The sequence below is a fragment of the Rhizobium sp. J15 genome (assembly GCF_002531825.1).
Taxonomy (GTDB): Bacteria; Pseudomonadota; Alphaproteobacteria; order Rhizobiales; family Rhizobiaceae; genus Rhizobium.
Genome location: NZ_NWSX01000056.1, coordinates 24,421 through 38,534 on the forward strand (window position 1 = coordinate 24,421; position 14,114 = coordinate 38,534).

The 14,114-nt window shown below is 65.5% G+C and carries 14 protein-coding genes, 1 pseudogene and 1 riboswitch; of the genes and pseudogenes, 8 read left to right on the plus strand and 7 right to left on the minus strand.

What is annotated here, in order from left to right; translation table 11 throughout:
- Nucleotides 1-74 precede the first annotated feature (74 nt).
- Nucleotides 75-330, plus strand: a riboswitch (cobalamin riboswitch).
- 169 nt (nucleotides 331-499) lie between these two features.
- A complete protein-coding gene (locus CO670_RS28935) occupies nucleotides 500-1,516 on the plus strand; it encodes an ABC transporter substrate-binding protein (RefSeq protein ID WP_097593475.1) in 1,017 nt (338 codons plus the stop codon).
- On the opposite strand, the gene CO670_RS33490 is transcribed toward CO670_RS28935, so the two are convergent.
- A complete protein-coding gene (locus tag CO670_RS33490; RefSeq protein ID WP_245426082.1) occupies nucleotides 1,491-1,700 on the minus strand; it encodes a hypothetical protein in 210 nt (69 codons plus the stop codon). The genes CO670_RS28935 and CO670_RS33490 overlap by 26 nt on opposite strands.
- Here CO670_RS33490 and CO670_RS28940 point away from each other — a divergent pair.
- A pseudogene (locus CO670_RS28940) lies at nucleotides 1,597-2,552 on the plus strand (iron ABC transporter permease). The gene CO670_RS33490 and the pseudogene CO670_RS28940 overlap by 104 nt on opposite strands.
- On the plus strand, nucleotides 2,549-3,313 hold the full coding sequence (locus CO670_RS28945; protein WP_097593450.1) for an ABC transporter ATP-binding protein: 765 nt from the start codon (nucleotides 2,549-2,551) through the stop codon (nucleotides 3,311-3,313). Before CO670_RS28940 ends, CO670_RS28945 begins: the two are co-directional and overlap by 4 nt.
- A gap of 16 nt (nucleotides 3,314-3,329) precedes the next feature.
- Here the strand turns inward: CO670_RS28945 and CO670_RS28950 are convergent, their stop codons facing one another.
- On the minus strand, nucleotides 3,330-5,108 hold the full coding sequence (locus CO670_RS28950; RefSeq protein WP_097593451.1) for a PAS domain-containing methyl-accepting chemotaxis protein: 1,779 nt from the start codon (nucleotides 5,106-5,108) through the stop codon (nucleotides 3,330-3,332).
- A 456-nt stretch (nucleotides 5,109-5,564) separates the two neighbouring features.
- Between CO670_RS28950 and CO670_RS28955 the strand changes: the two genes are divergently transcribed.
- Nucleotides 5,565-6,131: a hypothetical protein gene (locus tag CO670_RS28955; protein WP_097593452.1), complete on the plus strand. Its 567-nt coding sequence runs from the start codon at nucleotides 5,565-5,567 to the stop codon at nucleotides 6,129-6,131.
- A gap of 254 nt (nucleotides 6,132-6,385) precedes the next feature.
- Here CO670_RS28955 and CO670_RS28960 read toward each other — a convergent pair whose 3' ends face one another.
- Together CO670_RS28960 and CO670_RS28965 are read right to left on the minus strand one after the other, a co-directional pair.
- Nucleotides 6,386-6,778, minus strand: a complete 393-nt coding sequence (locus tag CO670_RS28960; protein WP_097593454.1) for an SMI1/KNR4 family protein — start codon at nucleotides 6,776-6,778, stop codon at nucleotides 6,386-6,388.
- Between the two features lie 77 nt (nucleotides 6,779-6,855).
- Complete coding sequence (locus CO670_RS28965) at nucleotides 6,856-7,776, minus strand: LysR family transcriptional regulator (protein WP_097593455.1); 921 nt, start codon at nucleotides 7,774-7,776, stop codon at nucleotides 6,856-6,858.
- A 97-nt stretch (nucleotides 7,777-7,873) separates the two neighbouring features.
- On the opposite strand from CO670_RS28965, the gene CO670_RS28970 reads away from it, so the two are divergent.
- Both CO670_RS28970 and CO670_RS28975 read left to right on the plus strand, forming a co-directional pair.
- Nucleotides 7,874-8,665: an SDR family oxidoreductase gene (locus tag CO670_RS28970; protein WP_097593456.1), complete on the plus strand. Its 792-nt coding sequence runs from the start codon at nucleotides 7,874-7,876 to the stop codon at nucleotides 8,663-8,665.
- 259 nt (nucleotides 8,666-8,924) lie between these two features.
- Nucleotides 8,925-9,575 carry a hypothetical protein gene (locus tag CO670_RS28975; protein ID WP_097593458.1) on the plus strand — a complete coding sequence of 217 codons (651 nt, stop codon included), beginning with the start codon at nucleotides 8,925-8,927 and terminating at the stop codon, nucleotides 9,573-9,575.
- 113 nt (nucleotides 9,576-9,688) lie between these two features.
- On the opposite strand, the gene CO670_RS28980 is transcribed toward CO670_RS28975, so the two are convergent.
- The 3 genes from CO670_RS28980 to CO670_RS28990 form a co-directional block, all read right to left on the minus strand.
- Nucleotides 9,689-9,937, minus strand: coding sequence for a hypothetical protein (locus CO670_RS28980; RefSeq protein ID WP_097593459.1), 249 nt, complete (start codon nucleotides 9,935-9,937; stop codon nucleotides 9,689-9,691).
- A 2-nt stretch (nucleotides 9,938-9,939) separates the two neighbouring features.
- Entirely contained in the window at nucleotides 9,940-10,206 is a 267-nt protein-coding gene (locus CO670_RS33130) for a hypothetical protein (RefSeq protein WP_097593460.1), read from the minus strand.
- Between the two features lie 522 nt (nucleotides 10,207-10,728).
- Nucleotides 10,729-11,169, minus strand: a complete 441-nt coding sequence (locus CO670_RS28990; RefSeq protein ID WP_097593462.1) for a hypothetical protein — start codon at nucleotides 11,167-11,169, stop codon at nucleotides 10,729-10,731.
- Nucleotides 11,170-11,412: 243 nt separating this feature from the next.
- Here CO670_RS28990 and CO670_RS29000 point away from each other — a divergent pair, with 243 nt between their 5' ends.
- A complete protein-coding gene (locus CO670_RS29000) occupies nucleotides 11,413-12,420 on the plus strand; it encodes an AraC family transcriptional regulator (protein ID WP_097593465.1) in 1,008 nt (335 codons plus the stop codon).
- A gap of 308 nt (nucleotides 12,421-12,728) precedes the next feature.
- Nucleotides 12,729-13,901: an efflux RND transporter periplasmic adaptor subunit gene (locus CO670_RS29005; RefSeq protein WP_097593466.1), complete on the plus strand. Its 1,173-nt coding sequence runs from the start codon at nucleotides 12,729-12,731 to the stop codon at nucleotides 13,899-13,901.
- The last annotated feature ends 213 nt before the right edge of the window (nucleotides 13,902-14,114 follow it).

Sequence of the window (14,114 nt, forward strand, 5' to 3'; positions counted from 1 at the left end):
CCGTGGCGCAGCCGTGCCGGGCTTGGCCGCAACCCGACGCCGCCCGCAATAATCATTGACGCCGGCCGGGTGGCGACGTAACTGGGGGTGACGGTTTCCTGAGGATGACTCCGAGGGGATTAATAGGGAACACGGTGAGGACGACCCCAAGAGGGACCGAGACCGTGGCTGCCCCCGCAACTGTAAGCGGATTGTCGTTCATATCGGGAGTGCCGGCGCGCCGGCGTTTCCTGGGGCCTTGAGGCCCGGCCACTGCGAGCTATCGCGGGAAGGCGGATGAGCGGCGGATATTCGCGAGCCAGGAGACCTGCCGTCAATCACGATCCAATCAACCGGGCGGGGATGCCCGGACAAGGAGCAGACATGATTGACCTTCTGACCCTTCGCCGAACTGCGGCATGCATCCGTCTCGATTGGGCCGCCTGCGGCTAGGCTTTGCGCGCCCGCCCGTGGGCCGCGCGGCGAAGCCATGCTCCTTTCCCTTTCAATCGAGGTTTTCATGCGCCAGTTTCTCGCCACCATGACATTCGCCTTCGGGCTGATCGGCCTTGCGGCACCGGGCCTTGCCGCCACCCAATATCCGCTCACCGTCAGCAATTGCGGTAAGGAGGTGACCTTCCGCAAAGCGCCGTCGAAGATCGTTTCGATCGGCCAGGGCATGACCGAAATTCTCTTCTCGCTCGGCCTTGCCGAGAAAATCACAGGCACGGCGGTCTGGGTCGGCCCGGTGCTGCCGCAATATGCCGAGGCCAACAGCAAGATCAAGCGGCTTGCCGACAACGATCCGAGCTTCGAATCCGTCGTCGGCCAGGAGCCGGATCTGGTGGCGGCCGAGTTCGAATGGCATGTCGGCGCGCAGGGCTCGGTCGGCAAGCGCGAGCAGTTCGAGGATCTCGGCATCAACACCTATCTTTCGCCGGCCGATTGCGTCGCCAAGGTCAATACCGATGGCGGCGACGGGGTGCGCAAGGAGCTGTTCACGATGGAGCTGATCTATCGGGAAATCGCCGAGCTTTCCGAGATCTTCGACGTGAAGGAGCGCGGCGATGCGCTGATCACTGAATTGAAGAAGCGCGAGGCCGATGCGGTGGCTTCGATATCGGGCGCATCGGGCAAGAACCTGCCGGTCGTCTTCTGGTTCTCCAGCAAGGAGGTCAATGGCGACGCCTTCATCGCCGGCAAGAACGGTGCGCCGGCCTATATTCTGAAGGCGATCGGCGCGAGGAATGTCGTGACCACCGAAGAGGAATGGCCGCTGGTCGGCTGGGAAACGATTTCCGAGGCGAACCCCGCCGTCATCGTGCTCGCTACCATGGACCGGCGCCGTTATGCCGCCGACGATCCCGAGGTGAAGATCGATTTCCTTAAGAAGGATCCCGTCACCAAGGAGTTGGACGCGGTCAAGAACCGGCGCTTCGTGATGATGGACGCGCAATCGATGAACCCGACGATCCGCACCATCGACGGCATCGAGACGCTGGCGAAGGGCATCAAGTCCTTCGGCCTGACCCAGTGACGGCAGCATCGGCCAGAGAGCCGGGATGGTGGGCGCTTGCCGCGCTCATCATTGCCGCCGTCCTTCTTCTCGGGCTGATGATCAGCCTTGCCGTTTCGATCGGCGAGATCGCGATACCGCTCACGACCACGGCGGAGGCGGTCTCGAACCGGCTGTTCGGCACGGCGTTCGAGCTCAGCCGCATCCACCAGGGCATCGTCTGGGATTACCGCCTCAGCCGGGCGCTGGTTGCGGCGAGCGCCGGCGCCTCGCTGTCGCTCTCCGGCGCCATCCTGCAGGCGCTGCTGCGCAATCCGCTGGCCGAACCCTATGTGCTTGGCATTTCGGCCGGGGCTTCGACGGGAGCGGTCTCGGTGATGATCCTCGGTTTCGGCTATGGCGTTCTCGGGCTTTCGAGCGGCGCCTTTCTCGGCGCGGTCGTCGCTTTCCTGCTGGTCGGCTTTCTCGCCACCGGGTCGGGCGGCACCGGCGAGCGGATCATCCTCTGCGGCGTGGCCGGTTCGCAGCTCTTCAATGCCTCACCTCCTATATCGTCACGACCTCGGCCAATGCCGAGCAGGCGCGCGGCGTGCTGTTCTGGCTGCTCGGCTCGCTCAGCGGCGTGCGCTGGCCGGATGTCTATCTCTCCGTGCCGATCGCGCTTGCCGGTTTCCTCATCTGCATGGCGCATGTCCGGGCGCTCGACGCCTTCGCCTTCGGCACGGATGCGGCCGCCTCGCTCGGCATTGCTGTCCGCCGCGTCCAGATCCTGCTCTTTGCCCTGACGGCGGCGATGACGGCGAGCGTCGTCAGCATGGTGGGCTCGATCGGCTTCGTCGGTCTCGTCATCCCGCATGCCGCCCGCTTCCTCGTCGGGCCGGGGCATCGGCGGCTGTTGCCGGCAACGGCGCTCGGCGGCGCGATCTACATGGTCGGCGCCGACATCGTCTCGCGCATCATCATCCCGCAGCAGGTGCTGCCGATCGGCGTCGTCACCGCGCTCTTCGGCGCGCCGGCCTTCGCCGTCATCCTCTATCGCGTGCGGAGGAGCGCATGAGCATCACGATCGACGCGGTGAGTTTTGCCGCCGGCGACACCGTCATCGTCAACGGTGTCAGCCTGACGGTCGAAAAGGGCAAGGTGCTCGGCCTCCTCGGGCCGAACGGCTCCGGCAAATCGAGCCTGCTGAGGCTGATCTGCCGGCTGCGCAAGGTCCGCAGCGGCGTCATCCGGCTGGGCAGCGACGATATCGCCTCGCTGTCGCGCGCAGCGCTTGCGCGGCGCGTCGCCTTCGTCGAGCAGCAATCGACGACCGAGACGCAGCTGACCGTGCGCGACGTGGTGCGGCTCGGCCGCACGCCGCATCGCGGGCTGCTGGCGCCCTGGGGCGCGGAGGACGATGCCGCCGTCGAGGAGGCGCTGTTCAGGGTCGGCATGCGGGCGAGGGCGGGCCAGCTTTGGCAGACGCTGTCGGGCGGTGAGCGCCAGCGCGTGCATATCGCCCGGTCGCTGGCGCAGACGCCGAGCGAATTGCTGCTCGACGAGCCGACCAACCATCTCGACATCCAGCACCAACTCGACATCCTCTCGCTGATCTCCAGGCTCGGCATCACCGCGATCGTCGCGCTGCACGATCTCAATCTGGCGGCGATGTTCTGCGACAGTCTGGCGGTGCTGGAGAAGGGCGCGGTGGTGGCCGCCGGCGCGCCGGAGGCGGTGCTGACGGAGGATCTGATCGCAAGGGTGTTCGGCGTGCGCGCCCATGTGCAGAAATCGGCCGTGCACGGCCGGCATCACATCCAGTACCGGATGGACTGACCGCTATCCCCGCCGATCAGAAATCCTCCCAGCCGGCTTCCGCGACGGCGGCCGAGCCGTGGGATTTGACCGGACGGGGGCGGTGGAGCTGAACCGGCTTCGGCGCCGGCTGTCTGGCCGGGGCGAGCGTCGCGACATTCGCCGCTTTCGGCGCGTCGTCAAAGCGGAACTGGCTCAGCAGTTCGAAGAGGGCGGCCGCCTCATGGGCGAGGCTGTGGCTTGCCGCCGTCTGTTCCTCGACCATGGCGGCATTCTGCTGGGTACTCTGATCGACGGAGTTGACGGCATTGTTGACTTCGGCGAGTGCGGCGGACTGTTCGCGCGAGGCTTTGACGATCGCCATGACGTTGCTGTTGATGTGATGGACCTGGTCGGCGATTTCCTCGAGCGCGCCGCCGGTCTTGCTGACGAGGCTGACGCCGGTGGCGACATGGCCGCTCGATGCGGTGATCAGCGCCTTGATTTCCTTGGCGGCATCGGCGGAGCGCTGGGCGAGTTCGCGCACTTCCATGGCGACGACGGCAAAGCCCTTGCCGGCCTCGCCGGCGCGGGCGGCCTCGATGCCGGCGTTCAGCGCCAGCAGGTTGGTCTGGAAGGCGATTTCGTCGATGACGCCGATGATGTTGGAAATCTCGCGCGAGGAATTTTCGATCTGGTCCATGGCGGCGATCGCATCCTTCACCACCTTGGCGGAATGCTCGGCATGGGCCTTGGTACGGGTCACGAGATCGCCGGCCTCGCCGGCGCGCTTGCTGGCGTCCTTGACCGTGGTGGTGATCTCTTCCAGCGTCGCGGCCGTCTCTTCGACGGAGGCCGCCTGCTGCTCGGTGCGCTTGGCCAGGTCGTCGGCGGCGCTGCCGATCTCCTCCGAGCTCGAGGAGATCGCCTTGGCATTGTCGGCGACGGTCGCCATGGCATGCTTCAGCTTGTCGGAGGCGCTGTTGAAATCGGTGCGCAGCCGCTCCAGCGACGGAATGAACGGGGAGGCGATCTTCTGCGAGAGGTCGCCGTTGGAAAGATTCGTCAGGCAGGTCGCCAGCGCCTCGACGTTTTCCACGCGCGGCGTCACGTCGGTCGCGAATTTCACGACCTTGAAGACCTTGCCGTTCATGTCGAAGATCGGATTATACGAGGCTTGGATGAAGACCTTGCGGCCGCCCTTGCCGATGCGCATGAATTCGTCGGCGAAGAGCTGGCCGGCGGCAAGCTTCGGCCAGAAGCTCTTATAGTCCGCCGATGCGGCATAGGCCGGCTCGCAGAACATCGAGTGATGCCGGCCCTTGATTTCCGAAAGCGAATAGCCGAGCGCGGCCAGGAAATTCTCGTTGGCGCCCAGGATCTCGCCCTCGGGCGTGAATTCGATGATCGCCTGGGCGCGCGAGAGCGCTTCCAGCTTGCCGGCATCTTCGGCGGCGATCAGCTTCTGGCGGGTGATGTCGGTGGCGATCTTGACGACCTTGACCGGCCTGCCGCGGCGCATGACCGGATTGTAGGAGGCCTCGATCCAGACTTCACGCCCGCCCTTGCCGATCCGCTTGTACTGCTGCTGATCGAAATTGCCGGCGGCGAGCTTGGCCCAGAAGGCCTTGTATTCGGCCGAGGCGGCGTATTCCTTCTCGACGAACATGCTGTGATGCTGGCCGACGATTTCGGCGAGGCTGTAACCCATCGCGCGGCAGAAATTCTCGTTGGCCGTCAGAATCCTGCCCGTCAGGTCGAATTCGATCATCGCCTGGGATTTCGCGAGCGAATCCAGAACCGCAACAGCATTCGCACCACGACCGAGAATATCCACGCCATGCTCCCAGGTTAAGAAGAGGCAATTCCTCCACATTGGGCGAATATTCGCATTCACTGATTAACGCGGATTTAATAATAATTTTGACTTCTCGCATTTTGGCGGCGAGGGCGGCTTTTCTGTTTTCCGGCCTTGTGGCGGTACTGCATCTCTTTGTTTTTGCGTGATTTTTGCTGGATCCCGCGTGCTTGTGCTTGCATTGCATCCGATGGTTGAGACGGCCGCCGCCGGCTTCCCTTGGGCGCCTGTCATGGCGGCGTTTCCACCCGCGGCGCGGTGGCTGTCCCGAAGTCGGGCATGGGTTGCGCTCGGGTATAGCCAAAGTTCAGGCTTGCTCGGCCTCAGGCTCCGCTTGAGGCCAGGCGAGGCCTGAACGGAGTGACTGGCCTTTGCGCGTGGTTTTGCTATCATTTCCGTCAGCGCCTGCGCGCCTTGCCGAACGGAGTATTCGAGATGTTCGCACGAGATCAGCTTCCCCTGCGCCCGGTTGCCGCCGGTTTCGCCGCCCTCTGGGTGGCCGTCATTGCGGGTGCCAGCGTCGGGCTCAGCCTGGTTTTTGCCTGTGTGACGCCCTTCGTGGCGCTGGCGGCGGTCTCGGCGGTGGTGCTTCCTCGGCGGATGGCGGTGACGGCGGTTCTGCTCGCCTGGCTCGCCAATCAGCTCGTCGGTTATCTCGTGCTCGGCTATCCCCAGACGTGGGACAGCCATGCCTGGGGCCTTGCCATCGGCATCGCGGCCTTCGCCTCGCTCGCCGCAGCCCTTGCGGCGCTGCGCCTGAGGGCCGATCTTACCCTGACCATGGCCGGCGCCTTCCTCGCCGGCTTCGTCGCCTATGAAGGCGTGCTCTATGCCGCAACGGCGGTGCTGCCATCGGGCGAAGGCGCCTTTTCGCTCTCCGTCGTGGCCGAGGTGCTGGCGATCAACGCGCTGGCGGCGGCCGGGCTGATCTGCCTCCACGTAGCCGCAGCTGTAGGCCGCGGGTTTGTTGTGGGCGGGCGGATGGTGGGGCAGGCGCGGTAGAAGCAGGGCGAAGCCTCGAAGGGCGGGGCGGCGAATGGCAATGGACTGTGTGCCGTTTGGCCCCCTCATCTGCCTGCCGGCATCTTCTCCCCGAGGGGAGAAGCGGAATCGCTGCAGCATCTTGCCCTTCTCGAAGGTATCGTTTGTGGACGGGGAGCTCTCGGCTTGCCCGCTTCTCCCCAGCGGGGAGAAGATGCCGGCAGGCAGATGAGGGGGCCGCACGGCGCGTCCTCCATTGCCTTTCAGAGCAATCCCTACCACCCATCCCCCGCTTCGATCGCCGCAATGAACGCCTCGAAATTCCCGCCCAGCACGCGCACTTCATCCCGCCATGGGCCCGAAAAGACGAAGGGGATGGAGATGTAGTTGCCGGCGAGGATGCCGTAGGCGGTGGGGCCGCCGTTGGAGCCGATGAGGAAGCGGTCGGGCTGGAGGGCGAAGATTTCGTAGCCGTCGGCCATGGCGAGTTCGTCGATGCTCCAGAGGATCAGGTAGCCTTTGCCGAGATCGTCGTTGAAGCCGTTCGAGGTGCGCAGGAATGCCTTGTAATCCTCCGGCAGCCTGATGCCGAGCGAGGCCTCGCGCGCCGTGATCTCGGCGGGGCCAGCGCCTGGCTGCTGAAATCCGTGCCGCAGTTTTTCGAACATCGAAAGTTCCCCATTCGAACGCGCAGGGAAGGATAGGGCGTCGGGCCGTGCCGGCAACGGGGTCTCGATCTGCGCCGTCAGCCTTCCGCATGCAGCAGCGGCGAGGCCCTCAGCGTTTCGGCCATATGGTCGATGAAGGCGCGGACGCGGTGGGGGACGGGGCCGCCGGGCACGTGGATGGCATGGACCATTTCCAGGTCGCCGGGATTGCAATCCTCCAGCAGTGCGACGAGCTTTCCCTCGGCGATTTCGGCGGCGACGTGGAAGAGGCCGAGGCGGGCGATGCCGGCGCCGGCAAGCGCCATCTGCTTCATCGTCTCGCCATTGTTGACGACGAGGCTTCCGGTCACCGGCTGTTCGAGATCGCGGCCTTCGCAGCGGAAGGGCCAGGAGGGCCGGGCGCGGCGGAAGCTGAAGGTCAGGCAATCGTGGCTTTCGAGATCGGCGGGCGTCTCGGGCCGGCCCTTGCGGGCGAGATAGGCGGGCGAAGCGCAGACGACGCGCCTGGACTGGCCGAGCTTGCGGGCGATCAGGCCGCTGTCCGGCAGGTTGCCCATGCGGATCGCCACATCGGTCTTTTCGGCGACCAGATCGACGATGCCGTCGCTGAGGCTGAGATCGACGACGAGATCGGGATTGCGGGCGACGAAACCGGGCATGGCGGGCACGACGAACATGGTGCCGAGCGGCACGGTGACGCTGACGCGCAGCCGGCCGCGCACCGCGCCGCCCGCCGCTTGCTGATCGGCATCGTTCATCTCCTGCAGGATGCGCAGCGCGGCATGATGATAGGCTTCGCCTTCCTCCGTCAGCGTCAGCGCCCGGGTGGTGCGCAGCAGAAGCCGGACGCCGAGCCGCTTTTCCAGCCGGGCGATCAGCTTGCTGACGGCGGATGGCGTCAGATCGAGGCTGCGGGCGGCCGCGGAAAAGCCGCCCTCCTGGACGACGCGGGTGAAGACCTCCATTTCGCCGGAGCGTTCCATCAGAATACGCGGCATTGATGATCTCCATTCACAGGTGCTTGTCTTTCCTAGGCAATAGTCTGGCTGCGGTTCAGATCATAGATTATTGCCAGAGACAATCTGGAGATCCGTCATGGACCTGAAACTGACCGACAAGACTGCACTCGTGACCGGCGGCACGGCCGGCATCGGCCTCGAAATCGCCCGCGCGCTCGCCAACGAAGGTGCTCATGTGCTCATCACCGGGCGCGACCAGGGCAAGCTCGACGCCGCCATTGCCGATATCAAGGCCTCGGGTGGGGCCGATGTCCGCGGCATCCTCGCCGATGCCGGCAGCGGCGAAGGGGCTGCTGATATCGCCAGGGCCGCGCCCTCGGTCGATATCCTCGTCAACAATCTCGGCATCTATGAGAGCAAGGCCTTCGGCGATATCAGTGACGAGGACTGGACCCGGCTCTTCGACGTCAACGTGATGAGCGGCGTGCGCCTGTCGCGCGCCTATCTGCCCGGCATGCTGGAGCGCAACTGGGGCCGGATCATCTTCATATCAAGCGAATCCGCCATCGCCATCCCGCAGGATATGATCCACTACGCCACGACGAAGACGGCGCAGCTTTCGATCTCGCGCGGCCTGGCGCAGCTGACGCGCGGCACCAATGTCACCGTCAATTCGGTGCTGCCGGGGCCGACCCGCTCGGAGGGCATCGAAGCCTTCCTGCGCAGCCAGGCGGCCGATCCCTCCGCGCCGATCAAGACGATCGAGGCCGAATTCTTCGCCACCGCGCGCTCCTCCTCCATTCTGCAGCGGATGATCGAGGCGCGGGAGATCGCCGATCTCGTCGCCTATCTCGCAAGCCCGCGCTCGGCGGCGACGAATGGTGCGGCGCTCAGGGCCGAAGGCGGCCTCGTCAATGCGATCGCCTGAGGGGCAGGCCGACGCATCGCCCGCCGTCATCGCCATCATCGGCCCTGGTATCGGCTGACTGGGGTTGCGGGCCGGCTTTCCCGCTTCGATCCGAAAAACACGCGCCGCGGGCAGTTCCCGCGGCGCTTCGCTTTGGCCGGGCGCGGAGGGGAAGGGGGCCGGACCAAAGGCCGCGCGGCGGCCGGACCTTCGACCGATGCGCGGATAGCGATACCCCTTTAGGGTTAGTTGTGGAATCGATGGCAATCAGGAGAAAGTCATGCGTATCGCAACAATCGCAACGATGGTGGCCTTTTCATTCGCGGTCGCGGCCAGCCCGCTCGCCTCCATGGGAACGAGCGCAGTCGCCTTCGCCAAGGGCGGAGAAGGCGGCGGGAATGGCGGCGGCAACGGAGGAGGCAATGGCGGCGGTAACGGCGGCGGCCATGGCGGCGGCAATTCCGGCCATGGCAGCAGCAATTCCGGCAAGGGTTCAGGCAGCCTGAAGTCATCCTCCGGCGGCAAGAAATCCGACACGGTGCGCGGCAAATCGACCGATGCCAAGACGAAGACCGTCAGCACTAGGGAAAAGAACCTCGCCGCCCAGATGGCCGGCCTGAACTCGCTGAAGCGCAACTACCGGGCGCTGATGAACACCTCCGATCCGCGCATGGCGGAGATCCGCGCCTATGCGACGGCCTATGCCCAGTATGAGCTGGACAATGGTGTGGAGCCGGCGGCCGACGATCCGCTGCTCGGCGACGCAGCGCTGGAGGAAGCGCTGGAATCGGCCAGCAAGACCGGCACGATCAGCCCCGCCGTTCTCGCGGAGGCCAAGAGCATTCTCGGTGTGGGCGAGGAGGTCGGCAAGATCGACCAGATCCGCGACTCGCTGGAGGATCAGACCACCGACGACGATACCGCTGAATAAAGAGCGCTATCGCCTGGTCGGGCCGTTCCGCCGGCCGCGCAACACTTCCAGGTGAAAGGCGAACGGGCCGGCGATGCTTCGCCGGCCTTTCCCCGTTTTTGCCGGCCGCGCAATCAGGCCGCCAGAAAATGATCGTGGCTTTCCTCGATATGCCGTTCGATCTGTTCGTATTCGGCATCGGTGAGATCGATAAGCGCGCCGCCGAGGAGGGCGCTCAGCCGCTCGACCTCGCCGCCGGAGGCGGGCGCGCAGAATTCGGGCGGCGCGTGGCGGCTGCCGGGGTGATAGGGCGTCAGCGAATATTCGATCACCAGATCGATCTCGTCCTCGCCGCGCGTCAGCGTGTAGCGCGTTTCGAACATGATCAGAAGCCGATCGCCTCGATGCCCGCGGCAAGCTCCGCCTCCAGCGCCTCGTCCTCGCCATCCCCCTCGGCCGGCGGCCGGCCGAACTCCTCGTTCATGACAGCGGCGATCCGCTCCAGCCCCCGCCTGCGCCCCGCCGGCGCAAAGATGACGACCATGACGCCGTCGGCCTCCATATCGAGCGACAAATACCCCTTGCCATGGCCGCCGGAGACGCTGGCCTTGAAGGCGGTGTTGTCGGTGAAAAGCGAGACCTGTCCGCGCATGGTGTGATCCTGGGGTTTTGTGGTGTGATTATCGCATTGGTATGGGCGTGCGGGTTGGTGGCTGGTGAGGGCGGCTAGGTTGGGTTTATGGTGTTGTCAGTTGTGGTGATGACGCGACGATGGTGTCGATTTAATGGGGCAATGGTTGTGATGTTGAATCGCGACGCAGAAAACGATGATTGCGCGATTGGAGAGCGCGTCGATCAAGCCTCCGCTTGAGATCTGGTGGACTCGGTTTTACTGTGCTCTTTGCAAAGTGAGCAGCGATGAGACGTGTGCCGTGTGGCCCCCTCATCCGACCCTTCGGGCCACCTTCTCCCCGCTGGGGAGAAGAGGAAGCAAGCCGAAGGCTTCGCATCCACAAAGGATGCGTTCAAGAAAGGTGAGACGCTGCTGCGATTCCGCTTCTCCCCAGCGGGGAGAAGATGCCGGCAGGCAGATGAGGGGGCCACACGGCACAACCTTCCATTCTCTTTCGCTTCGCCTTGAGCGCCAAGCGAAATGCCCGCTTCCCCCCGACCCTCAGCCCTTCCGTCTCTTCCGCGTCGTCGGGCGTTGAGCCAGGCCGGAGGCGCGGATTTCGGCGATGCTGACGGGGTCGTCGTCGAGGTAATATTCGCTGGCCCAGGCGATCCTGCCGCCGCGCCAGGCGCGCCGCCACGTCACCATCTTCAGCCGGCCGAGCGGGGTGTCGAGGCCGGCGACCGCGTCGAAGTCGGGGCCGATGCTGCCGGCGGCATACCGGCCGTTCCAGGCGGCGCGGGCGCTTCTCTGCAGCGTTTCCAGGTAATCGACGCGTTCGAGGCTCGCGACATGCGGCGCGCTGTCGGCGCGCAGGGCCTTGATGGCGGCGACGATGCGGAAGGCCTGCTCGCCCGGCGCCTCCTCGCCGATCGCTTCGTCGATGGCGCGCAACGCATCGGCAATCGCGGCTTCACGGGCGAGGGCGGTGGTGAGGTTCATGGTGGTGGCCTGTTGTATTATGTTGCTGAAATCACAATTTTTAGCATGGCGGGGAGCCTGTTGCAAACGTGTTTTAGGGTCGCGGCAGGCGGGCCGCACCGGAAACCGTAGCCACACGGCTGGGCGCCCTGGCCGACCGCCAAAATTTTTCCGCCGAAAACACGTCCTAAAACGTGATGGAGGTCGCGCCGGGCGGCGGAGTCGGCGATGATGGCCGCGATAGCCATTCCGATATCAGAGCCCATGATCTTCATTCCGCTGCCCTTCGTCGTCGCCTTGCTGCTCGTCATCCTCTTCGTCGCCGTCGTCAGGCGCGACGAGGAGGCGGCGCCGAACCTGCCGTTTCTGGCGCTGATCCTGCTCACGGCGTTGCAATCCGTGCTCTCCGGCCTGCGCTGGGGCTATGGGGTGCAGGCGGTGGGCCTGATCGCGCCCGTCATCGCGGCGATGGTGCCGCCACTTGCCTATGCCGGGGTTTCCCGGCTGGTGAGGACGAGCCGGCGACCGCTGGCGGGGCGGATCGCGCTGCATGGGCTGCCGGCTGTGCTCGTCCTGCTGCTGGTCGCCTTCTGGCGGGAGGCGATCGACATCGCGCTGGTGCTGGTCTTCGTCGGTTATGCTCTGGCGATCCTGCTTCTGATGCGCCCGGGCGCCGATGCGCTGCGGCTGGCGCCTTTCGAAGGCGCGGTGCCGGCCTACCGGGCGATCATCTTCGCCGCCGCTGCGCTGTGCCTGTCGGCGGCGTTCGACATCTTCGTCTTCCTCGATTTCATCTCGGCGAAGGGCGAGCGCGCGCTGGCGCTGATCAGCGTCGGAAACCTCGCCGCCCTCGTCGTTCTCGGCATTGCGGCGGCCGCCGCCAGCCGCAGCCCGGCGCCGGCGGAAGTGGCGGAAGCGGTGCCGAGGCCCGATACCGGCGAGGACAAGGAAACGATCGCCGCCATCGACGCGCTGATGGAGGCGAGGCAGCTCTATCGCGACGCCAATCTCAACCTCGACCGGCTCGCCCGTAAGGCCGGCATCCCCGGCCGCCAGATCTCGGCGGCGATCAACCGGACGATGGACAAGAACGTCTCGCAATATGTCAACGACTACCGGATCGCCGAAGCCTGCCGCCTGCTTTCCGCCACCGGCAAATCGGTGACGGAGGTGATGTTCGAGGTGGGCTTCCAGACGAAGTCCAATTTCAATCGCGAGTTCCGCCGGGTGACGGATATGACGCCGGTGGCCTGGCGGCAGAGGGAGGGGTGAGGGCGGGCGGTTTGCTTGCGGCCTCTTCTTGGGATGGTTTTGGGTTATGGTCAGCACGATACGCTTTCCCGGCGCATTGGCAGAAATATGACGAGAACGTCGCCCCAGCCTCCCTCATTCCTGTGACAAGCACAGGAATGAGGAGGGATAGGTAAGGGCGTCCCAACGAAGGTTTACGGTGGGGCGACGATCGCCCGCATGTGCCCGTTTACGGATGGCCACGCCGTCGCAGGTACACAATCGCGATCGAGCACCACCTGGATCGCGTTCGAGGTCGCGGTTTTGCCGGTGTCGGCCATTCTGGCGGCATGGATACGACGACACAACATCACCATGACCTTGCCGCCAGGCTGACATCGCTTTCGCTTGACCCGGCAATTTTGAAGACGGAGCCGCCGGAGCGTTCTGCCCGGCGGCGGATCATGCCGCTTGCGGTGCTGGCGCTGGCTGCGGCGGTTGGGGCGGGAGCGCTGGTTATGGCGCGGGCGGACGTCTTTTGGCGGGCCGGGATTGCTGATTTTTGGGCTGACGGTCCGGATCATGGAACTGCGGCCTCGAGCGGCGCCGAGGCGACGGATGCGGCGCAGGCGCAGACCGGGGCGGTGGCTGCGCTTCCCCGCGGCGCGGCCGGGCCGGGGCGGGAGATCGCGGGTTCCGGTTATGTGGTGGCGCCTGACATCGCCACCGTCTTTTCCAAATATGAGGGGCGGATCGTCGCCGTCGAGGTGGAGGCGGGGGATCGGGTCGTGGCCGGGCAGGTGCTGGTGCGGCTCGATGATGCGGGTGCCGCGTTTGCGCTTCGGGGCGCCGGCATAGCCGAGCGGGCGGCGGAGCTGACGCTGGAGGCGCGGAATATCGCGCTTGCCCAGGCGCGCTCGTCGCTCAATCGCACCGAGCGGCTCGCCGGCCGCGACGCCATGCCGGCCGAGGCGCTGGAGCAGGCAAAGACCGCTTTCGATGCGGCCGCCAATGCCGCCGAGCAGGCGCGGCAGGATCTCGAAAGGGCGAAGCTCGATCTCGACCGGGCGCGCGAGCAGGTGGACGCGCTGACCGTGCGGGCGCCGATCTCGGGCACCGTGACGCGGCTCGATGCGCATGCCGGCGACACGGTGCTGTCGCGCGAGGACAGCGTGCGGGAGAATGAAAGCCTGCTCGTCATCACCGATACGGCGAGCCTGGTGATCGATGCCGATGTCGCCGAGGCCAATATGGCGCTGGTGCGGCCGGGGCTCAAAGGCGAGGCGGTGCTCGACGGCTTTCCCGACCGGCCATTTGCGGTCGAGGTGGCGAAGATCGCACCTGTCATCTCAAGGGAGAAGGGCACGGTGACGCTACGGCTGTCGCTTGTTTCGCCGCCGCCCGGCATGCGGCCGGCGATGGCGGCGCGCATCCGGCTGGAGGTGGGGGAGGAGGCTGTGGGCGTCCATCACCCGCCCTCGTCCTTCGAGGCTCCGGCCGCTGGTCTGGGCACTTCAGGATGAGGGAGGTTGGTGTGCCGTGCTTGCGTAGCGTCGTTCGAAGCTGCGGGAGCAAAAGGAAGTGTGCCGGCGCGGCATCTCTCTTCTCCCCAGCGGGGAGAAGGTGCCGGCAGGCGGATGAGGGGGCGAGCGACGCTAGGAGCGAGTGCGCTGAGCGCAAGCGAAGAGCAATGATTGGGGTGCCGTGTGGCCCCCTTGCATGTTCAATTTGCGCTG